The 21,284-nt window shown below is 72.7% G+C and carries 17 protein-coding genes and 1 pseudogene; 10 read left to right on the top strand and 8 right to left on the bottom strand.

Annotation, left to right across the window (positions count from 1 at the left end; genetic code table 11):
* Positions 1–7: 7 nt before the first annotated feature.
* Entirely contained in the window at positions 8–3,307 is a 3,300-nt protein-coding gene (locus ACZ6A9_RS18175; protein WP_468986317.1) for a DUF4132 domain-containing protein, read from the bottom strand.
* An 874-nt stretch (positions 3,308–4,181) separates the two neighbouring features.
* The gene (locus ACZ6A9_RS18170; RefSeq protein WP_468986314.1) at positions 4,182–4,604 is read right to left on the bottom strand and encodes a secondary thiamine-phosphate synthase enzyme YjbQ; all 423 of its coding nucleotides are present in this window, start codon (positions 4,602–4,604) and stop codon (positions 4,182–4,184) included.
* A gap of 79 nt (positions 4,605–4,683) precedes the next feature.
* Between ACZ6A9_RS18170 and ACZ6A9_RS18165 the strand changes: the two genes are divergently transcribed.
* Positions 4,684–5,763 (top strand): NAD(P)-binding domain-containing protein, encoded by a 1,080-nt coding sequence (locus tag ACZ6A9_RS18165; RefSeq protein WP_468986312.1) that lies wholly within the window; start codon positions 4,684–4,686, stop codon positions 5,761–5,763.
* A gap of 13 nt (positions 5,764–5,776) precedes the next feature.
* Here ACZ6A9_RS18165 and mltG read toward each other — a convergent pair whose 3' ends face one another.
* Together mltG and ACZ6A9_RS18155 are read right to left on the bottom strand one after the other, a co-directional pair.
* Positions 5,777–6,622, bottom strand: coding sequence for an endolytic transglycosylase MltG (gene mltG / locus ACZ6A9_RS18160; RefSeq protein WP_468986309.1), 846 nt, complete (start codon positions 6,620–6,622; stop codon positions 5,777–5,779).
* 43 nt (positions 6,623–6,665) lie between these two features.
* A complete protein-coding gene (locus ACZ6A9_RS18155; protein ID WP_468986304.1) occupies positions 6,666–8,468 on the bottom strand; it encodes an ABC transporter ATP-binding protein in 1,803 nt (600 codons plus the stop codon).
* Between the two features lie 106 nt (positions 8,469–8,574).
* On the opposite strand from ACZ6A9_RS18155, the gene ACZ6A9_RS18150 reads away from it, so the two are divergent.
* From ACZ6A9_RS18150 to ACZ6A9_RS18130, 5 genes are all read left to right on the top strand, one after another.
* Positions 8,575–9,039: a MarR family winged helix-turn-helix transcriptional regulator gene (locus tag ACZ6A9_RS18150; protein ID WP_468986301.1), complete on the top strand. Its 465-nt coding sequence runs from the start codon at positions 8,575–8,577 to the stop codon at positions 9,037–9,039.
* A gap of 218 nt (positions 9,040–9,257) precedes the next feature.
* Entirely contained in the window at positions 9,258–11,081 is a 1,824-nt protein-coding gene (locus ACZ6A9_RS18145) for an ABC transporter transmembrane domain-containing protein (RefSeq protein WP_468986296.1), read from the top strand.
* On the top strand, positions 11,078–12,859 hold the full coding sequence (locus ACZ6A9_RS18140; RefSeq protein WP_468986291.1) for an ABC transporter ATP-binding protein: 1,782 nt from the start codon (positions 11,078–11,080) through the stop codon (positions 12,857–12,859). The genes ACZ6A9_RS18145 and ACZ6A9_RS18140 overlap by 4 nt, the downstream gene beginning before the upstream one ends.
* Before the next feature lie 511 nt (positions 12,860–13,370).
* Positions 13,371–13,841, top strand: a complete 471-nt coding sequence (locus ACZ6A9_RS18135; RefSeq protein WP_468986288.1) for a DUF5709 domain-containing protein — start codon at positions 13,371–13,373, stop codon at positions 13,839–13,841.
* A 51-nt stretch (positions 13,842–13,892) separates the two neighbouring features.
* The gene (locus ACZ6A9_RS18130; protein ID WP_468986282.1) at positions 13,893–14,147 is read left to right on the top strand and encodes a type B 50S ribosomal protein L31; all 255 of its coding nucleotides are present in this window, start codon (positions 13,893–13,895) and stop codon (positions 14,145–14,147) included.
* A 22-nt stretch (positions 14,148–14,169) separates the two neighbouring features.
* Here the strand turns inward: ACZ6A9_RS18130 and ACZ6A9_RS18125 are convergent, their stop codons facing one another.
* Positions 14,170–14,964, bottom strand: a complete 795-nt coding sequence (locus ACZ6A9_RS18125; protein WP_468986280.1) for a metal-dependent hydrolase — start codon at positions 14,962–14,964, stop codon at positions 14,170–14,172.
* Positions 14,965–15,109: 145 nt separating this feature from the next.
* Between ACZ6A9_RS18125 and ACZ6A9_RS18120 the strand changes: the two genes are divergently transcribed.
* A complete protein-coding gene (locus tag ACZ6A9_RS18120) occupies positions 15,110–17,623 on the top strand; it encodes a DEAD/DEAH box helicase (protein ID WP_468986277.1) in 2,514 nt (837 codons plus the stop codon).
* A 19-nt stretch (positions 17,624–17,642) separates the two neighbouring features.
* Entirely contained in the window at positions 17,643–18,509 is an 867-nt protein-coding gene (locus ACZ6A9_RS18115) for an acyl-CoA thioesterase (protein ID WP_468986275.1), read from the top strand.
* Here the strand turns inward: ACZ6A9_RS18115 and ACZ6A9_RS18110 are convergent.
* Positions 18,446–19,270, bottom strand: coding sequence for a DUF6397 family protein (locus tag ACZ6A9_RS18110; RefSeq protein WP_468986272.1), 825 nt, complete (start codon positions 19,268–19,270; stop codon positions 18,446–18,448). The two genes, ACZ6A9_RS18115 and ACZ6A9_RS18110, sit on opposite strands and share 64 nt — an antisense overlap.
* A gap of 129 nt (positions 19,271–19,399) precedes the next feature.
* On the bottom strand, positions 19,400–19,807 hold the full coding sequence (locus tag ACZ6A9_RS18105; RefSeq protein ID WP_468986268.1) for a roadblock/LC7 domain-containing protein: 408 nt from the start codon (positions 19,805–19,807) through the stop codon (positions 19,400–19,402).
* Between the two features lie 117 nt (positions 19,808–19,924).
* Here ACZ6A9_RS18105 and ACZ6A9_RS18100 point away from each other — a divergent pair, with 117 nt between their 5' ends.
* Complete coding sequence (locus ACZ6A9_RS18100) at positions 19,925–20,353, top strand: PPOX class F420-dependent oxidoreductase (RefSeq protein WP_468986265.1); 429 nt, start codon at positions 19,925–19,927, stop codon at positions 20,351–20,353.
* 29 nt (positions 20,354–20,382) lie between these two features.
* Here ACZ6A9_RS18100 and ACZ6A9_RS18095 read toward each other — a convergent pair.
* Positions 20,383–20,506, bottom strand: a pseudogene (locus ACZ6A9_RS18095) (ATP-binding protein); the annotation flags it as partial.
* Between the two features lie 170 nt (positions 20,507–20,676).
* On the opposite strand from ACZ6A9_RS18095, the gene ACZ6A9_RS18090 reads away from it, so the two are divergent.
* Positions 20,677–21,276 (top strand): class I SAM-dependent methyltransferase, encoded by a 600-nt coding sequence (locus ACZ6A9_RS18090; protein WP_468986262.1) that lies wholly within the window; start codon positions 20,677–20,679, stop codon positions 21,274–21,276.
* Positions 21,277–21,284: the final 8 nt, after the last annotated feature.

Below are 21,284 nucleotides of genomic sequence, written 5' to 3'. Positions count from 1 at the left end.
GCGGGGCTCACTTGGCGGTGATGTCGGTCAGGTCGGCGAGGATCTCGGAGGCGGTGACGGGGTCGATCTCGCCGAGGCGGTGCGGGTAGGTGTGGCTGCCCCAGTAGTCACCGGGGGCGACGTCGATCCATATGGTCTTGAGGGTCTGGTCGGGGAACGCGTCGACCATGCCGACGGCGATGCCGTCGTCGAGGGCGATGACGAGGTGGCGGTCGCGGGTGATCGGGCGGGAGAACCAGCGTTCCACGCCGTTGTCCTCTGGCGTACCGCGTTCCCAGCCGCGTTTGGTGAGGCCGAGGAGTTTGCCGACGGGGACGGTGACGCCCTCGAAGCGGGTCAGCCGGTGGCCGGTGGCCTCCGCGTCGGTGAAGGCGTGCACGGGGCGCCCGAGCTGTGGGAAGGGCTGGAGGATCTCGTAGTCGGCGAAGAGGTCGGCCCAGGCCTCGAGTTCGTCTCCCAGATGGAGGGGGTGGGCGAGGCGCACGGTGGCGTCGGCGGGGAGGGTCCACGCGTCGTCGTGGACGTCGGCGAGGGTGAGGTCCTCGGCGACACGGAACGCGGTCGCCATGCCGTCGCCGTCGCCGAGCCAGACCAGGCGGCGCACCAAGTGGCGCAGAAGGGGGTGTTCGACGAGCAGTTCGCGGAACTCGGCGGCGGTCCAGGAGCGGCCGGTGACCATGGCGGCCTCCAGGCGGCGCAGCTGGTCGGAGGCAATGGTTCGGACCTCCTTCTTGAGGGCGGCGAACCGCCTGCGCTCGGCGGGGGCGAGTTCCGGGTCGTCCTTGGCGCCCGGGGCCGGCAGGGCCTTGCGGAGCTTGCCGGTCTCGTCGCGGACACAGGGACGGAGCTGTTCGTCGAAGGTGACGGTGAAGCGGCGCGGACCGTAGTCGATGACGGTGCTGCCGTCGTCGGCGAGGCCGAGGTCGGGGACCAGCCGGTCGGCGAGCTGGTCGGTGGTGAGGCCGAGTCCTTCGGCGACCTCGTCGATCCTCTCCCGGGCCCGCTTCTTGAGGGCCTTGAACGGCACACGCTGGGAGATGCCGTGCAGATGGCGCAGGGCGGTGTCGGTGCCGATCGCAGCGAGGACGGTGAGGCCCTCGACGGCCCGGTGGTGGGCGTTCTCACCGGGCCAGGCACGCACGAGGGGGGTGAGACGGCGGACGGTCTCGTCGTCGCCGAGGAGGCCGAGGGCGTGCAGGGTCCAGCTGTCCTTGGCCGGCATGCCGTGGAACCGCCACGTCTCGAAGAGGGCCCAGGCGAACTCGGCGAGGGAGCCGGCGTCGCAGTGCTCGGTGACGGTGGCGAGGCCGGGGTAGACGTCACCGGGCTTGGAGATCTGCAGCATGGTCGTCACGTGACGGACGGCGTCGGCGGGCAGGGCGCCGCGGCCGCCGGTGAGCCGGATCTGCGGGAACAGGGCGGGGTCGGCCCAGGTGCAGGGGGCCGGCATCCTCGCCGGGAGGGCGGCCTCCAGCGGATCGCCGGCGAGGAGGTCGGTGACGATCTCCTCGGCCTCGGCGCCGCAGCCGGCGGCGATCTCCCGCACGGCCTCGGCGCCCACCTCTGCGGCGAGTTGCCTCAGGGCGTGTTCGGCGTGGGTGCGGGGCATGCCCGCCGGGCCGACGGCGTCGGGAACGAGGAAGGCGGCCGCGGCCCGGCCGTGGCGGCGGAGCCAGGTGAGAACCGTGGGCCTCAGCGACTGGCGGCGCACCAGCCACTCGGCCATCTGCCGGGCCACCCCGACGCTGCGGTAGGGCAGCAGCAGGCCGCAGGCGGTGGCCGGGTAGCGGGCGGCGAGCCGGCTCAGCATCGGCAGGGCGTGCAGGCCGTGGCGGGCGGCGACGGGCCTGAGGTGGCTCTCGGTGTCCCAGACGTGCTCGGGGGCGAAGGCGTCGAGCAGTGGGCGTACGACGTCCTCGGGGCCGATGACGAAGAGGCGGGCGGCGTGGATGTTGCCCCGCCACGTCCCCTGCTGCATCTGCCGGATCTCGCGGGACCAGTCGTGCTCGCGCCACCAGGGGGTTTCGGCGACGACGGTGGCCGCCCAGGCCTCCTGCTCCCCGGGCCTCCAGGCCACCTCGGCCTGCGGCGCCCCGGGGACGTCGCGGGCCACCCGGGCCTTGCGGCTGGTGCGCTTCCGGGTCCACGGCGGGGCGACCAGCAGGGCGGGGAGCGCCTCCGCAGGCGCTTGTGCGTCCCGTTCGCCCCGCTTCAGCAGCGGGGCGACGACGGCTGCGGACGCCTCGGGCAGGGCGGGCAACGTCTCCGTCGTGAGCTCCGGGTGGGTCACCACGTGCAGGGGCAGCAGCATCCGGGAGAGGGACGCGTGTTCGCTGTCGCCCGCCGCGGCGCCGGAGAGCAGCCGCAGGGCCCGCCGCGGGTAGCGGTTCATGGCGTCGAGCAGGGCGGGGCGGACGTTGCGGTCGCCGCCCTTCTCCAGCAGCAGGCGGAAGGCGTCGTCGGTGGGCAGTTCGGCGGCCCAGCCCGCGACGTTCCGGTGTCCGTCGGATCCGTAGGCTCCGTCGAACGCGTCCTCCAGAAGGGACCCGACGGCGGGACCGAGCCGGTTCGCGAGGGTGGCGAGCAGTTGGAGGTTCCAGCCGTTCCAGCCGAGTCGTGCTCCTTCGCCGATGCGGGCGATCTGCTCCGGCCGGTACAGGGAGAGAAGGAGCATGCGCCGCAGGACGGAGTCGTTCGGTATCGGGCCGTCGCAGCACTCGTCCACCCAGGCATGCTCCTCGGGTACCAGGTAGGAGACCACGATGCGGCGCTCGGCGCTGTCCCGGAGGCCGGCGAGGGCCTCGACGGTCCGCCGTCGGGTCTCCTCGTCGACCGCCGCGAGCAGGTCCCGGACACGGGCGGCGGTCTCCCACACGTGGTAGGTCTGGTAACCGGTCACTCTCCGCAGCGCCGCATCGTACCGTCGGGAACCTGCCTGCATGTAATGGGGGTTGACACCTCCCAGCTCCACGACGGCACGGGCGGCGAACGGCAGGCCGTGTTCGGTCACGCAGGCGTCGACGAGCACGTCCGCCATCGTGTAGTGCCAGCCGACGGCGATCTCCACGGCGGCTCCGAGCGGAGAGGGACTGCCCTCCCGGTGGGCCCGGCCCTCCTTCACCAGCTCCGGGTCACTGCCGGAGGAGGAGAACATCTCCTCGAACCAGGCCGCCTCCTGCGCGTAGCGGCGAGCGGCCCTCTCCACCGCGTCCTCGGCCGGCTTCGCGGCGGCCCGGAGCACGGGCAGGGCCCGCAGCCAGGCGGCGGGCATCTCGAACCGGTCCTCGTCGGCACTGTCCTGGTGCATGGCGCTGTTCCTCCCCCGTCACCCGTTGCACGGGGACCTCATGAGCAGTTACCGATCACGTTAGACCTCGGCACTGACAACGGTCGGGCAGGTACACGCCCGGGCGGCGGCACATCCGCATCGCAGGATCCCCTGCCCCTCACCATCAACTTTCTTGTGCTGCTCGCGCTCCGAGGAGGACTCGACCGGAAGGTCAAGAACCGTCGATCGCCGTTTCGCGCGTGCTGGCGCGGACGGCGCCTTCTCGCGAGTGTGGCCGCGCGGTAAGACGATCACCCCTGTCCCTGTGGGGGCTGAGCTCGACGCGGCGTTGACCCGCCGGATCGCGGCCGTTGTCGTGCCCCTGGGGACGGCGGACCTTCTGCGTACCGATCTGTCCGGCCAGTTCGGCGCGTCCACCGGAAGCCACCCGGGTCTGCCTGCCGCCGCTGCCGCCCCTCCCCGCGGAACCGGGCCTGGCCCCGGCCCGAGGAAGTCGCCTCGGACAGCGCGGCAGCACGGTTGCCGGCGCTTCTCGACGCACTCACACAAGACACGTGCGCCGCTCCTGAGTTCGCACGCGGCTGGTGGGAGAACCAGCGGACCTCACAGGCGAACGGCGAACGAATCCGTGAGCCGCTCGCCCCTCTCTTCAACCATGTGTTCCTGACACTCGAGGACGACGCGATCGAGCCGGACCTGGAACGCATTTCGCGAGGAGACCATCGGACAGGGAAGGCGACGAACCAGGACACCACCCGGTGGCGGCTGACGCACCGCCTGCCCACGCCCGGGTCCGCCAACCGGTCCATCCGTCCAGTGAGGCCGCCGGCGTGGGCGCACCCGCTCATTCGGCTCGTCCGGAACCACTCATGCAGTGACGGAAGCCGTAGGGCTACCCGAGGAACGACAACCGCACCTGACGGTCGTGGTTCGAGACGTTCGTGTCGACCAGGCACACCGACTGCCAGGTGCCCAGTTCCAGCTGTCCGCCGACCACCGGGAGGGTCGCGTGGGGTGGTACGAGGGCGGGCAGGACGTGGTCGCGGCCGTGGCCGGGGCTGCCGTGCCGGTGCTGCCAGCGGTCGTCGGCGGGCAGCAGTGTGTGCAGGGCGGCCAGCAGGTCGTCGTCGCTGCCGGCGCCGGTCTCGATGACGGCGATCCCGGCCGTGGCGTGCGGCACGAAGACGTTCAGCAGACCGTCGCGGCCGGCCGCCGCCTCCCGCAGGAAGGACTCGCAGTCGCCGGTGAGGTCGACGATCCGCTCGCTGGAACCGGTGGTGACGTTCAGGACTCGGGTGGTGAAGGCATCGGACATGCCCCCATCCTGGCCGACGGGGCGGGTGGTGCGCGGGAGCGACGGGAAGATCCACGACCTCCGGCGCGTTGGTAGAAGCGTGAACAATGTGCGCGAGGTCGAGGTGGTCGTCATCGGGGCGGGGCAGGCCGGGCTGTCGAGCGCCTACCACCTGCGGCGGACCGGATGGGAGCCGGACCGCGACTTCGTGGTGCTGGACCATTCCCCGGGGCCCGGCGGCGCCTGGCAGTTCCGCTGGCCCTCGCTGACGTACGGCAAGGTGCACGGGATGCACGCGCTGCCCGGCATGGAACTCACCGGTGCCGATCCGGCGCGGGCCTCCTCCGGGGTGATCAGCGAGTACTTCGCCCGCTACGAGCGGACCTTCGGTCTGCGGGTGCGGCGGCCGGTGGACGTGCGGGCGGTGCGGGAGGGGACCGGGGGGCGGCTGCTGGTGGAGTCCTCGGCCGGCACCTGGGCGACGCGGGCTCTGATCAACGCCACCGGCACGTGGGACCGGCCGTTCCTGCCGCGCTACCCGGGTCAGGAGTCCTTCCGGGGACGGCAGTTGCACACCGCGCGGTACCCGGGTCCAGAGGCGTTCGCCGGGCAGCGGGTGGTCGTGGCCGGCGGCGGCGCCTCAGGCACCCAGCACCTGCTGGAGATCGCCCCGTACGCGGCGGCCACGACGTGGGTGACCCGGCGGCCCCCCGTCTTCCGTGAGGGCCCCTTCGACGAGGAGGCCGGGCGGGCGGCCGTGGCGCTGGTCGAGGAGCGGGTGCGGCAGGGGCTGCCGCCACGCAGTGTCGTCTCGGTGACGGGGCTGCCGCTCAACGACGCGATCCGGCGGGGTCTCGCGGACGGCGTGCTCGACCGCCGGCCGATGTTCGAGCGGATCACGCCGGACGGTGTGGAGTGGGCGGACGGGCGGCGGGTGGCGGCCGACGTCATCCTGTGGGCCACCGGCTTCCGGCCCGCCGTCGACCACCTCGCCCCGTTGCGGCTGCGGGAGCCCGGCGGCGGAATACGGGTCGAGGGCACGCGGGCGGTCGCGGACCCGCGCGTCCACCTGGTCGGCTACGGCCCCTCGGCGAGCACCATCGGCGCCAACCGGGCGGGCCGCGCGGCGGTACGGGACATCGGGCGGCTGCTCGCACGGGACGAGCCGGCCGCGGCCTGACGGAGCGGGAGGCTCACTTCCTCGCGGCTTCCTCCGCCTTCTTCCGCTGGGCGTCGAACTCGGCCACGTTGCGCTCGTGTTCCGCTGGATCGGCGGTGAAGCGGGTGTCGCCGGGCTTGACGGTGACGAAGTAGAGCCAGTCGCCCGGGGTGGGGCTGATCGCGGCGCGCACCGCTTCCTCACCGGGGTTGTCGATGGGGGTCGGCGGCAGCCCCATGCGCCGGTAGGAGTTGTAGGGACTGTCCACCTCGATGTCGGCCTTCGTCGTGTCCGGCGTCGTGCGGTTCAGGGCGTAGTTGACCGTCGAGTCCATCTGGAGCGGCATCCCCCGCTCCAGGCGGTTGAAGATCACCCGGGCCACCTTCCCCATGTCGGCCCTGGTGGCCGCCTCGGCCTGGACGATGCTCGCGACGGTGACCGCCTGGTAGACGTTCATCGCGTTGCGCTGGGCGCCGGCGGCGATCGGGGCTCCGTTGAACTTCTTGTTGGCCGCATCGACCATCCGCGCCAGCAGTTTCTGCGGGGTGGGTTCCTCCCGCAGCGGATAGGTGGCCGGGAAGAGGTAGCCCTCCGGGTTGCCCTCGGCCTCGTTCGGGAGCTTGAGGTCCGCCTTGGCGAGGGACTTCTTCGTGGTGCCCGCGGGCAGGTCGAGGGTCTTGTCGATAGCGGCGTACACCTGGCTCGCCCGCCAGCCCTCCGGGACGATCAGGGTCGTCGGGCGCTTCTCCTCGTCGCCGTCCATGATCAGCAGCGGCACCGCCACGGCGGTGCCGGCCACGACGGCCCCGAGTGTCGCGAGGGCGAACCGGCCCCGGCGCGTCAGTCGGATCGTGCTCCGTGACGGAGTGTTGGTCTGCATGCGGGCACGGTAACCCGCAGAACGTCACAAACCCGGCATATCTTCATTTTGTCGGCTCCAGTCGGGCGTCCCGGCGGACGAGGGCCGCGTAGCGCCCGTCGCGCCCCAGCAGCTCCGCGTGCGTGCCGCGTTCGACCGCGCGGCCGGAGTCGAGGACCACGATCTGGTCGGCGCCGCGCACGGTGGACAGCCGGTGGGCGATGGTGATGGTGGTCCGGTCGGCCGACAGCGCGTCGACGGCCCGCTGGACAGCGGCCTCGGTCCGGGTGTCCAGGGCGCTGGTGGCCTCGTCGAGGACGAGGACCGGCGGATCGCGCAGGATGGTACGGGCGATCGCCAGGCGCTGCTTCTCGCCGCCGGAGAACCGGTGGCCGCGCTCGCCGACCACCGTGTCGTACCCGTCCGGCAGGGAGGCGATGTGGTCGTGGATCTGGGCCGCCTCGGCCGCCGCGTACAGTTCGTCGTCGGTGGCGTCCGGCTTGGCGAAGCGCAGGTTCTGCGCGACCGAGGCGTGGAAGAGGTAGGTCTCCTGGGAGACGACGCCGACCGCGCGGGCCAGCGTGTCGAAGTCGAGGTCGCGGACGTCGACCCCGTCGATGGTGACCCTGCCGCCCGTGACGTCGTACAGCCGCGGCACCAGGTGGCCGAGCGTCGACTTGCCGGCGCCGGTCGGTCCGACGACGGCGAGGCTGCCGCCCGCGGGGACGGCGATGTCGATGCCGTCCAGGACGGGGCCGCCCTTGCCGTCGTAGCCGAAGGTGACGTTCTCGAAGCGGACCTCGCCCTTGATCCGGTCGAGGTGCACCGGGTCCTCCCGCTCGGTGATGTCGACGGGGAGGTCCAGGTATTCGAAGATGCGCTGGAACAGCGCGAGCGAGGTCTGGATCTGGACGCCGGTGGACAGCAGGCTCACGGCCGGGCGGAACAGGCCCTGCTGGAGCGAGACGAAGGCGACGATGGTCCCGATGGAGACCTCCGGGCCCCCGGTCCGCAGGGCGATGCCGGCCGTCCAGTAGATGACCGCCGGCATGGCCGCCATGACGATCGTGATGACGGCCATGCGCCAGCGGCCGGCCATGCTGGACCGCACCTCCAGGTCCACCAGCCGTTCGGACTCCTCCGCGAAGGTGTGGGTGAGGGAGTCGGAGCGGCCCATGGTGCGGCCGAGCAGGATGCCGCTGACGGAGAGGGACTCGGTGACCGTGGCGGCCATCGCGGCCATCTGCTTCTGGCGCTGGGTGGTGATCCTCTTGCGTTCGTTGCCGACGCGGCGGCTGATCCAGACGAAGACCGGCAGCAGCACCAGCGACACGACCGTCAGCCGCCAGTCCAGCACGAGCATCGCGACGACGGTGGCGACCACGCTGGTGAGGTTGGAGACCAGGGAGGTCGCCGTGGAGGTCACGGTGGCCTGCATGCCGCCGATGTCGTTGGCGATGCGGGACTGGACCTCACCGGTGCGGGTGCGGGTGAAGAAGGCGAGCGACATGCGCTGGAGCCGCCCGTAGACGGCGGTGCGCAGGTCGTGCATGACGCGCTGTCCGACGGTGGTGGAGATCAGGGTCTGGAGCACGCCGAAGACGCTGGTGAGGACCGCGCTGAGGATCATGCCGAGCGCGAGCAGGCTGAGCAGCCCGGTACGGCCCTCGGGGAGGGCGACGTCGAGGATCGCCTTCAGCAGGAACGGTGTGGCGACCGAGACCAGCGAGGCGGCGCCGACGAGCAGGCCGACGACCGCGAGGCGGCCCCTGTAGGGACGGAAGAGGCTCAGGACGCGCCGCACCTGCCGGGGTTGCTTGTCGGTGTCGGCGGGCGGGATCCACTCCGGTCGGTGATCGGGGTGCATGGTCTCCTTCGGGACGGACGCCCGGAGGAGGTACCCCGGGTCGAGCGGAACCTAGCTCATTGTTACCTATATTCACAATGAACGACGTCCTGATAATGTTCCCGACATGACCGCCCCCGATCCCGACGGCCGGCTGGCCGAGCAGTTGCTTCGGTTCACCCGCCGGGTGCATCGCATCCAGAAGCGCCATCTGGAGCGGCGAGAGCTCGGTGTCACCCCGGCGCAGTCCCGGCTGCTGCGCACGCTGGGGCACTACGGCTCACCGCCGCGGATGGCGGATCTGGCCGAGCGGCTGGAGGTGGTTCCGCGGGCCGTCACCACGCTGGTCGACGGGCTGGAGGCGAGCGGCAAGGTGCGGCGGGTGCCGGATCCGGCCAATCGGCGCGTCATCCGGATCGAGCTCACCGACGACGGGTGCGCGGCGCTGCGGGAACTGCGCGCGGCGCGCAGGGCGGCGGCGGAGGAGATCCTGGCCCCGCTGGGCGGGGAACAGCGCGAGGCACTGGGCGAGTTGCTGGACACCCTGATCGACGGGAGGACCGCCCCGCCGTGCCGTGGAGCGTCCGCGTGATGCCCGTGCGGTGACGTCCGGGCCGGGGGCTGCCGGTTGTGTGCGGTGGCGTGGAAAACCGTTTGCCTCGCCGTGCGTGGCGGCGTCAACCTGTCACGGTTTGCTGCTCGCCGTCCACGGACGGCGAGCGGACCTGCCCGTGAACCCCTTCACCGGCGCCGTTCATCCTCCGGTTCCTCCCTCCCCCGCCGCCCCCTGACCCGAGCCACTGGGACGCCATGCAGATCCAAGACCTTCCGTTCTCCGACCCGGGGGTGCCCGACGCCCGCTCGGGCCCCCGATTCCTGTGGTGGCTCTTCCGCAACCAGCTGTCCGGGCAGCTCACCTCGCTGGCGTGGGGGCTGCTGCACTTCGTCTCCGTCGCCTCGCTGCCGTTCGCCGTCGGTGTCGCCGTGCAGGCCGCGGTCGACCGCTCCGGCGGGCGGCTCGCCCTGGCCGGCGGTCTGCTGGCGCTGGCCTGCGTGGGCAACGCGGTCGGTGACACCTTCCTGCACCGGTCCGCCGTGACCAACTGGATCACCGCCGCCGCCCGCGTGCAGCAGTTGCTCGGCCGCAAGGCGGCGACCCTGGGCTCGGCACTGACCCGCCGGGTGGCCGCGGGTGAGGTCGTCGCCGTCTCCACCGGCGACGTCGAGAAGATCGGCTGGTTCGTCGAGGCGCTGTCCCGGTTCACCGCGGCGGCGGTCACGATCGTGCTGGTCTGCGCCGGCCTGGTCGTCTACCAGCCGGCGCTCGGTGTCGTCGTCGCCGTGGGGCTGCCCGTGCTGGCGATCGCGGTGCTGCCGCTGCTGCCCCGCGCCACCCGGCGGGCGGACGTCCAGCGCGAGAAGGCCGGACGGGCCACCGAGCTCGCCTCCGACACCGTCGCCGGGCTGCGCGTGCTGCGCGGCATCGGCGGCGAGGACCTGTTCCTCGACCGCTACCGCCGGGCCTCCCAGGAGGTGCGCCACGCCGCCGTGCGCAGCGCGCGGATGTGGTCGCTGATCGCCGCGATCCAGGTGCTGCTGCCGGGCCTGCTGCTGATCACGGTCGTCTGGTACGGCGTCCGCCTGGCCGGTGACGGCCTGATCTCCGTCGGTGAACTGGTCACCGTCTACAGCTCGGTCATGCTGCTCACCTACCCGATCCGGCACTTCGAGGAGATCGCGATGGCGTACTCCTTCTCGCGGCCCTCGGCACGGCGGGCCGCGCGCGTGCTGTCGCTGGAGCGGGCCACGGACACCACGGGGTCACGGGTCGGCGAGGCCGCCCCGGCGGGTGACCTGTACGACCCGGCGACCGGGCTGCTCGCCCCCGCGGGCCTGCTCACCGCCGTGGTCTGCGGGGATCCGGACGCGGCGGGACGGCTGGCCGAGCGCCTGGGCGGACACGCCTCGGAGCGGGGCACCCCGGTGCTGCTCGGCGGGGTCCCCCTCGACGAGCTGTCCCTGGACCGTGCCCGCGGCGCCGTCCTGGTGCAGGACAAGGACCCGGTGCTGCTCTCCGGCACCCTGCGCGAACTGCTCGACGTGCCCGCGTCCGGTGCCGTCGGCCCGCGCCAGGCGCTGGACGCCGCGCGGTGCGGGGACGTGCTGGCGGCACTGGTGCAGGGCTCGCTCGGCGCCGACGACCCCATGGACGCCCGGATCACGGAGCGCGGGCGGTCCCTGTCGGGCGGGCAGCGCCAGCGGCTCGCGCTGGCCCGGTCGCTGGTTGCGGACCCGGAGGTGCTGGTCCTGGACGAGCCGACCTCGGCCGTCGACTCGCACACCGAGGCCCGGATCGCCGAGGGTGTGCGGGGGCTGCGGGAGGGCCGCACCACCGTGGTGTTCACCTCCTCTCCGCTGCTGCTGGACCGCGCCGACCGGGTGGTGTTCCTCCACGGCGACACCGTCGCGGCGGTCGGCGGCCACCGCGAACTGGTGCGTACCGATCCCCGGTACCGGGCCGTGGTGACGCGTGAGACCGCGGACGAGGCCGTCCGGGACGAGGCGCCGGTGCTGCGCCAGGAACAGGTCCTGCACCGGCTGAAGGAGCTCGAAGAGATCGAGGAGACAGCATGATCGGCGTGGCGCCACCGGACTACGACCCGGCGGCCCCGACCGCGGCCGCCACCCTGCCCGTGGGCAAGCCCGCGACCGTGCGCGCCTACGTCACGGAGCTGCTGCGCCGGCACCGGCGGGCCTTCCTGCTGCTGGTCGCCGTCAACACGGCCGCCGTGGTCGCGTCCATGGTGGGTCCGTACCTGCTGGGCGGGCTGGTGGAGCGGGTCTCCGGGCCGGAGCGGGAGCTGCACCTGGGGCTCACCGCGGGGTTCTTCGTGCTCGCGCTGGCCGTGCAGGCGGTGTTCGTGCGGCAGGTGCGGCTGCGCGGGGCGATGCTCGGTGAGCGGATGCTGGCCGATCTGCGCGAGGACTTCCTGGTGCGGTCGGTCGGACTGCCGCCGGGCGTGCTGGAACGGGCCGGCACCGGCGACCTGCTGTCGCGGATCACGACCGACATCGACCGGCTCGGCAACGCCATGCGGGAAGCCGTGCCCCAGCTGGCGATCGGCGTGGTGTGGGCGGTGCTGCTGCTGGGCGGGCTGGTCGTCGCGGCTCCGGAGCTCGCGCCGGCCGTGCTGGTCGCGGTGCCGCTGCTGGTGGCGGGCTGCCGCTGGTACTTCCGGCGGGCGGGCGCCGCCTACCGCTCGGAGGCGGCCGGGTACGCCGCCGTGGCGGCCGCGCTCGCCGAGACGGTGGACGCGGGGCGGACCGTGGAGGCGCACCGGCTCGGCCCGCGCCGCGTGGCGCTGACCGACCGGCGGGTCGGGGAGTGGACGGCCTGGGAGCGGTACACGCTCTGGCTGCGGTCGGTGCTCATCCCCGTCATCGACATCACCCACGTGACCGTTCTCGGCTCGGTGCTGATGATCGGCGGGGTGTTCGTCCTGCAGGGCTGGATCGGTGTCGGCCAGCTGACCACGGGCGCGCTGATCGCGCAGATGCTCGTGGACCCGGTGGGGCTGATCCTGCGGTGGTACGACGAGCTCCAGGTGGCGCACGTGTCGCTGGCCCGGCTGGTCGGGGTACGGGACATCGAGCCGGACGCCGGAGACGCCGCTCTGGCCCCCGACGGGCGCCGGGTGCACGCGGACCGGGTGCGCTTCGGCTACCGCGAGGGCGTGGACGTCCTGCGGAAGGTGTCCCTGGAGGTCGCCCCCGGGACCAGACTGGCGCTGGTCGGTCCCTCGGGCGCGGGCAAGTCCACGCTGGGCCGGCTGCTCGCCGGGATCTACGCGCCCCGGGAGGGGCGGGTCACCCTGGGCGACGCGGAGCTGTCGCGGATGACCGCGGAGCGGGTCCGGGCCCACGTGGCCCTGGTCAACCAGGAACACCACGTGTTCGTGGGCTCGCTGCGCGACAATCTGCGGCTCGCCCGGACGGACGCCGAGGACGCCGAACTCTGGGCGGCGCTCGGCGCGGTCGACGCGGACGGCTGGGCGCGCGCGCTCGGCGAGGGCCTGGACACCGAGGTCGGCTCGGGCGGGCTGACGCTCACCCCGGCCCAGGCGCAGCAGATCGCGCTGGCCCGCCTGGTGCTGGCCGACCCGCACACGCTGGTCCTGGACGAGGCGACCTCGCTGCTCGACCCGCGCGCTGCGCGTCATCTGGAGCGCTCCCTGGCCCGGGTCCTGGACGGCCGGACGGTGGTCGCGATCGCCCACCGCCTGCACACCGCCCACGACGCGGACGTCATCGCCGTCGTGGAGGACGGCCGCATCAGCGAACTGGGCAGCCATGACGAACTCGTCGCGGCGGACGGCGCGTACGCGGCCCTGTGGCGGTCCTGGCACGGGTGAACCACCGCTCGCCGCCCGGCCTCACGTGGCCGGCGGCGAGCGCATCCGTGCCGCCCGGGCGGCCGGCCGCGACACCGTCCCTCCCCACGGGGCGGGGGACGCGCCACCCGGGGCGGGCGGAGGCCGTCGCGCGCCACGCAGGACCGGAGCGGGGCACCCGCGTCCGCGCGGGAGCGACGGGCGTCGGCGTACGGGACGGGACGCTCCGGCATGCCGTTTGCCCGGGGTCAAGCACGGGGGGTGCCCTCGGCCCGGAGCTCCCGTCGCACGGAGCCGACGGCCCCCGGGGCGGCATCCCGGCCGGCCGGCACGCCGGAGCGGGGCGGTGCCCCCGGCCGGTCGTGCCGTTGCGCGGTGGGGAGCTGCGGTGGAAGGCTGGAGTCAGGCACCGGCTCGGGGAACGCCCGGATCCCGGCCGACCGGGAACGGGTGGCGCCAGTGCCCCGTGCACACGGCCCGGCGCGGGCCGCGGCGGCGGGAACGGGCCCGCCCCCACCCCCTGGAGGTACCCGTGAACAGCGCCGACGGTTGGGGAGACGACGTCTACCAGCCCGACGCGTCCGAGATTCAGGACGACGCCGGACTGCTGGACGCCGAGGACACGCTGGACAACGACGGCGTCGCCGACCCCCTCGACCGGGGCTGGTCCCCTCCGGAGCGGCCGTGGGCCGTGGAGCACCACGGCGTGACGGCTGCCGAGGCCCACGAGGGCGAGACACTCGACCAGCGGCTCGCCGAGGAGGTGCCGGACCCCACCGCCATGGACGGCGACGGGCTCGGGGACGCGTCGGGCACCGACGGAGAACTTTTGGACCACGAGGTCGGCGCCGCGCGCTCCGGCCGGCTCGTCTCCCCCGACGAAGGGGCGCACGAGGACGAGGAGGAGGCCCTCGTCGCCACGGACGTCGGCATCGACGGCGCCGCCGCCTCCGCGGAGGAGGCCGCCGTGCACGTCGTCGACGAGGACACCCTGCCCGGCTGACCACGCCCCTCCCCCGCCGAAGCGCGGGCCCCAGTCGCCCGAGGAGCATCCATGCAGCAGCACAAGCACCCCGACTACCGGCCGGTCGTCTTCCGTGACCGTGCCGCCGGCTACGCGTTCCTCACGCGGTCCACGGCGACCAGCGACCAGACCATCGAGTGGGACGACGGCGAGACGTACCCGGTGGTGGACGTGGAGATCTCCTCGGAGAGCCACCCGTTCTACACGGGCAAGGCCCGCACCGTGGACACGGAAGGCCGCGTGGCGCGCTTCGAGCGCCGGTACGGCGGTGAGGGTGCCGGCTGAGCCGAGCCCCGGACGGGCCGGGTCAGATCACGTTGAGGGCCGCCGCGCAGCCCACACCGCCCAGCAGCATGAACGCGGGCATCAGCACCTTCAGCTCGACCCAGCTGCCCGCGCGGAAACGCAGCGCCTTGGGCGGGCCGATCGGGTACCAGCGCTTGCGGCCCACCGGTATGGGCCACAGGATCGGGCAGCCGGAGACGGTCAGCGCGTCCCCGATGTCGTGCACCAGCGCGCCCAGCACGACCGGCAGCCCGAGCCACAGGTACTCCTGGCCGGGTGCGGTGAACATCCAGTCCGAGCCCATGCCCGGCTGGTCCAGGATGTCCGCGATGATCCAGGCGCTGGTCGCCGCCAGCAGCCACACCAGGACGTCGCTGCTGGATCCGCGGGTCGCCCGCCACAGCAGGCCCTCGATGGCCAGCACCATGTGCACGAAGAGGATGGCCAGCACCGCCCAGCGTCCGCCGGTGATCGCCAGGGCCGCGGTGCCGCCGCCTATGAGAACGGCCCACAGCCAGGTGTGCGTCAGCGTGCGGTGGCCGCCGGAGCGGCGCGGGTCGCCTTGCTTCTTGGTGGCCTTGTACACGGCGTAGGACAGCTTGTCGACGATCTCGCACAGCCAGCGTGACACGGGTCCGAAGGACCGCGAGATGGTGGCCGCCTTGTGGTCCAGGTCGGGGGCGAGCGCGGCGCCGGCACAGATCAGCGCGCCGGCCAGGAGGACCGGCCACGGCATCGGTTTCCCGGCCGCGGCGGCCGCCGCACCGACTCCGAGCCAGGCCGCGGCGCCCGACAGTGAGTGTGCTGGTCCCATCATCGCCGTTGCCCGCCCCATTCCTCGTTCGCCGCTGTCCAGTTGACCGGTCGCGTGGACACCCCGCCGGCGACACAGCGTAGCGTTCACGATCTTCGGGCCCGCAGCGGATTCCCCCATCGGGCGCGCGGGCAGGCAAGATGGGGTCGTGACCCTCATCGATCAGCTGCCGCCGACCGCCGACCCCGACGCCCTCTACGAAGCCTTCGAGTCGTGGGCCGGGGAACGCGGTCTCACGCTCTACCCCCACCAGGAGGAGGCGCTGATCGAGGTGGTCTCCGGGGCGAACGTGATCGTGTCCACGCCCACCGGTTCGGGCAAGAGCATGATCGCGGCCGGCGCCCACTTCGCCGCGCTGGCGCGCGACGAGGTCACCTTCTACACGGCGCCCATCAAGGCACTGGTGTCGGAGAAGTTCTTCGAACTGTGCAAGATCTTCGGCACGGAGAACGTCGGCATGCTCACCGGCGACGCGTCCGTCAACGCGGACGCCCCGGTCATCTGCTGCACCGCCGAGGTGCTGGCGTCGATCGCGCTGCGCGACGGCAAGGACGCCGACGTGGGCCAGGTCGTGATGGACGAGTTCCACTTCTACGCGGAACCGGACCGGGGCTGGGCCTGGCAGATTCCGATCCTGGAGCTGCCGCAGGCGCAGTTCGTGCTGATGTCGGCGACGCTCGGCGACGTCTCCTTCTTCGAGAAGGACCTCACCCGCCGCACCGGCCGCCCCACCGCCGTGGTCCGCTCGGCGACCCGGCCCGTTCCGCTGTCGTACGAGTACCGGTACACGCCGCTCACCGAGACGCTCACCGACCTGCTCGCGGCCCGGCAGGCGCCGGTCTACATCGTGCACTTCACGCAGGCACAGGCGGTGGAGCGGGCGCAGGCGCTGATGAGCATCAACATGTGCTCGCGCGAGGAGAAGGAGCGGATCGCCGAGCTCATCGGCAACTTCCGCTTCACCACCAAGTTCGGCCGCAATCTGTCGCGTTACGTCCGGCACGGCATCGGTGTGCATCACGCCGGCATGCTGCCCAAGTACCGGCGGCTCGTGGAGAAGCTGGCGCAGGCGGGTCTGCTGAAGGTCATCTGCGGGACGGACACCCTCGGCGTGGGCGTCAACGTCCCCATTCGCACGGTGCTGTTCACGGCCCTGACCAAATACGACGGCACTCGCGTACGGACCCTGCGGGCCCGTGAGTTCCACCAGATCGCGGGCCGTGCGGGACGCGCGGGTTTCGACACCGAGGGCTTCGTGGTCGCGCAGGCCCCCGAGCACGTCGTCGAGAACGAGAAGGCGCTGGCGAAGGCGGGCGACGACCCGAAGAAGCGCCGCAAGGTCGTGCGCAAGAAGGCGCCCGAGGGGTTCGTCGCCTGGAGCGAGCAGACCTTCGACAAGCTCATCGGCTCGCAGCCGGAGCCGCTGACCTCCCGCTTCCGGGTCACGCACACGATGCTGCTGTCGGTGATCGCCCGGCCGGGCAACGCCTTCGAGGCGATGCGCAGGCTGCTGGAGGACAACCACGAGCCGCGCAAGCAGCAGGTGCGGCACATCCGGCGGGCGATCGCCATCTACCGCTCGCTGCTGGACGGCGGCATCGTCGAGCGGCTCGACCGGCCGGACGCCGAGGGCCGCATCGTCCGCCTGACGGTCGACCTCCAGCAGGACTTCGCGCTCAACCAGCCGCTGTCCACGTTCGCGCTGGCCGCGTTCGAACTGCTCGACCCGGAGTCGCCGTCGTACGCGCTGGACATGGTGTCCGTGGTGGAGTCGACGCTGGACGATCCGCGCCAGATCCTCGCCGCCCAGCAGAACAAGGCGCGCGGTGAGGCGGTCGCCGCGATGAAGGCGGACGGGGTGGAGTACGAGGAGCGCATGGAGCGCCTGCAGGACGTCACCTACCCGAAGCCGCTGGAGGAGCTGCTCTTCCACGCGTACAACACCTACCGCAAGAGTCACCCCTGGGTCGGTGACCATCCGCTGTCGCCGAAGTCCGTGATCCGGGACATGTACGAACGGGCGATGTCCTTCACCGAGTTGGTCTCGCACTACGAGCTGGCGCGCACCGAGGGCATCGTGCTGCGCTACCTGGCGAGCGCGTACAAGGCGCTGGACCACACCGTGCCGGACGACCTGAAGTCGGAGGACCTGGAGGATCTGATCGCCTGGCTGGGCGAGATGGTGCGTCAGGTCGACTCCAGCCTGCTGGACGAGTGGGAGCAGCTGGCCAACCCGGAGGAGATGACCGCCGAGGAGGCGCAGGAGAAGGCCGACCAGGTCAAGCCGGTGACCGCCAACGCGCGTGCCTTCCGCGTCCTGGTGCGCAACGCCATGTTCCGACGGGTCGAGCTCGCCGCCCTCGACCAGGTGGCGGAGCTGGGTGAGCTGGACGCCGATGCGGGCTGGGACGCCGGTGCCTGGGGCGAGGCGATGGACAAGTACTGGGACGAGTACGAGGAGCTGGGCACCGGTCCCGACGCCCGCGGCCCGAAGCTGCTTCTGATCGAGCAGGAACCGGAGAACGGACTGTGGCGGGTCCGGCAGATCTTCGACGACCCGAACGGGGACCACGACTGGGGCATCAGTGCCGAGGTCGACCTCACCGCCTCCGACGCGGAGGGCCGTGCGGTCGTCCGTGTCACCGATGTCGGCCAACTGTGAGCGCAGGAGAGTCCCACCGATGACCAGTCCGGCCGAGAGCCTCGTCGCCCTGCTCGACCTGGAGCGGATCGAGGTCGACATCTTCCGTGGCCGCAGCCCGCAGGAGTCGCTGCAGCGGGTCTTCGGCGGGCAGGTGGCCGGGCAGTCGCTGGTCGCCGCGGGCCGCACCACGCAGGGCGACCGTCCCGTGCACTCGCTGCACGCGTACTTCCTGCGTCCGGGCCGGCCCGGGGTGCCGATCGTGTACCAGGTCGAACGGGTGCGGGACGGCAGGTCGTTCACCACCCGCCGGGTCACCGCGGTGCAGCAGGGCCGCACGATCTTCCATCTCACCGCCTCCTTCCACGAGCCGGAACAGGGGAGTTTCGAGCACCAGCTGCCGCCGGCCCGGGACGTCCCGGACCCGGAGTCGCTGCCGACGGTCGCCGAGGAGATCCGTGAGCACCTGGGCGCGCTGCCGGAGCAGTTGGAGCGGATGGCGCGCCGGCAGCCCTTCGACATCCGCTACGTCGACCGGTTGCGCTGGAATGCCGAGGAGGTGGAGGGCGCGGAGCCGCGCAGCGCGGTGTGGATGCGCGCGGTCGGCCCGCTCGGCGACGATCCACTGGTGCACACCTGTGCCCTGACCTACGCCAGTGACATGACCCTCCTCGACGCCGTGCGGATCCCGGTGGAGCCGCTGTGGGGGCCGCGCGGCTTCGACATGGCGTCGCTGGACCACGCCATGTGGTTCCACCGCCCGTTCCGCGCGGACGAGTGGTTCCTCTACGACCAGGAGTCACCGATCGCCACGGGCGGACGGGGTCTGGCCCGCGGGCGGATCTACGACCGGGAGGGCCGGATGCTGGTGTCCGTCGTGCAGGAGGGGTTGTTCCGGGCGCTGTAGGTCAGCGGTCGCCGCGGTGCCGGCGGACGAGCGGGCCGCCCCGGTGCGCCGCGCGGGCCGGTCCGGCCGTGCCGTGCGTCACCCGTCGGTCCGGTCCTCGGCGGCAAGGGGGGCTGCGGGGACGGGGGAGTCGGCGGCTGTTCCCGCGCCTCGTGTATCAGCCGGGCCAGTTCGGACCGCAGCCAGGCGATCTCGTCCGGGTCCCGGGCCGTCATGAGGTGCCCCGCGACGCGGGAGGCCGGGGATCCGACGGTGCCGTGGGACGGGGGCGGTACGAGGAAGTGACTCAGCCGGGACCGGTCCCGCGGGGCGGGCACCGCCTGCGCCACATGGCGCGGGTCGAGGAGCGACGCCACGGCGCCGGCCCGGGCCCAGGGACCGTCGGCCCGGCGGAGCAGGAGACCGAGGCGCCGGGTGCGCCAGTTGCGCGGACGCAGGTCGAGGCCGGTGTCGAGCTGGCCCCTGAGGGTCTCGGGCATGCGTCCGCTCAACAGCCGTGCGTTCCTGTCGTCGGACGCGAACAGCGTCAGTTCCCCGGCCGGATAGCGCCAGAGCACGGCGCGGTGGCGGTACGGACGGAAGGTCACGGGCACCAGCAGGCCCAGCCGCGCCAGCCGGTTGAACCGGGTCACCGACACCTCCAGGAGGGCCGCGCCCTGCGCGGTGCCCAGGGCCCGCACCGTCCGGTGCCCGCCCCCTCCGCCGCCGTGGGCCGTTCGGGCCCCGCCGCCTGCGGGCGTGAGCGTGTGATGTCCGGGCATGCTCGTCTCCCCGTGGAATGTGTGACGGCCGGCGCCGGATCGCGCCCGCTCCGCGAGAAACCGTAGCCGCTCCGTCACACTCCGTGGCGAGCCTGTGGAAAACTCCGTAGCTACCGACGGATCCGCAGGTCAGAGCTCCGTGTCGGGTTTCAGCCGCCGGACGTCCACGTCCAGGTGCTCGCCGACCCGGTTGACCATCAGCGTCATCTCGTACCCGATCTGGCCGATGTCGGCCTCGGCCCCGCTGAGCACGCACAGACAGCTTCCGCTCCCGGCGGCGGTCACGAAGAGCACCGCGTCGTCGAACTCGACCATCGTCTGGCGCACGCCTCCCGCGCCGAAGTGCCGCCCCGATCCCTTGGCGAGGCTGTGCAGTCCGGACGACACTGCGGCGAGGTGCTCCGCGTCCTCACGGCGCAGTCCCGTACTCGCGCCCGTCACCAGCCCGTCGTTGGACAGCACCAGCGCGTGCCGTACGTGTTCGACGCGTTGGGTCAGCTCGTCCAGCAGCCAGTCGAGTCCCTGGTTCTGCGCCATGTCGTGAATCTCCCCCTGATCTTCCCCGTGGTCGTCCCCGCGTGTGTCCCCTCCGTCGGGAGGGTCCCCGCGCCAGCCTTCCCCACGACCGGGCCCCGGGCAAGGAGGATGGAAGCCATGGCGTACAAGATGAGCGACGAAGAGTGGCGGGAGTTCGTCTCCCGCGGAACGCGCACCGCGAAACTGTCCACCGTCCGCGCCGACGGCAGCCCGCACGTGGCGCCGGTCTGGTTCCTGCTCGACGGGGACGACGTGGTGTTCAACACCGGGGAGCGGACCGTGAAGGGACGCAACCTGGCCCGTGACGGGCGGGTCGCCCTCTGTGTGGACGACGACCGGCCGCCGTTCGGCTTCGTGGTGCTGCACGGCCGGGCACGGCTCTCGCACGACCCCGACGAGCTCCGGCACTGGGCCACCCGGATCGACGCACGGTACATGGGTGAGGAACGGGCCGAGGAGTTCGGGTCACGCAATGCCGTGCCCGGCGAACTCCTCGTCCGTGTCACCGTCGAGAAGGTCGTGGCCGAAGGGGACGTCGCGGACTGACACCCGGTCGCGGCCCGCCCCTCTCGCGGTCACGTGACCGAGTCGAGCAGCCGGGCGGTGCATCCGTCCGGCGTACTGGACGAGGCGGATCAGCACGTCCGTCCCCGAGTCGCGCTCCCGCGCGTCGCACAGCACGACGGGTGTCCCGAGCTCGGTGCGGTCCAGGTGTCCCCTCGCCCCGTGACGCCGGGGGGCGGGAGCGCGCGAGGAGGGCGCGCTGTGAAAGCGGCTGGTATCGACGCGGGAGTGCACCGGAACGGCCGCGTCACGCTCGAACGTGCGCGCAGCGGTGTCGCTCGTCCCGGTGGGGGATCATGCAGGGCATGAGCGAGGACCACACACACGTCCAGGAGTTCTTCGGCGCGCGCGCCGCCGACTGGGACCGCCGCTTCCCCGACGACGGCCCGGCCTACGCGGCCGCGGTGGCCGGGCTCGGGCTGCGGCAGGGCGGCCGGGTGCTCGACGCGGGCTGCGGGACCGGCCGGGCCCTGCCTCCGCTGCGGGCGGCGGTCGGGCCGTCGGGCGTGGTCCTCGGCGCCGATCTGACCCCGGCCATGCTGAGCGAGGCGGCACGGGCCGGACGCGACCGCGACGGGGTGCTGCTGCTGACCGACGTCACCGCTCTGCCGCTGCGCCGCTCCTCGCTCGACGCGGTGTTCGCGGCCGGGCTGATCGCGCACCTGCCCGACCCTGCCGGGAACCTGCGGGAGCTCTCACGGGTGGTGCGGCCCGGGGGCGTACTGGCGCTGTTCCATCCGGTCGGCCGGGCGGCGCTCGCCGCCCGGCAGGGCCGCACGCTCACACCCGGCGACCTCCGCGCGGAGCCGAACCTGCGTGCCCTGCTGACGTGTTCGGGCTGGCGCCTGACCTCGTACACCGACGAGGACACCCGGTTCCTGGCGCTGGCCGTGCGCGCGGACTGACCGCTCGC

It is taken from the genome of Streptomyces sp. NPDC041124, assembly GCF_055592385.1.
Note: the sequence above shows the minus strand (reverse complement) of the source record. Positions and strands in the feature narration are given on the sequence as shown.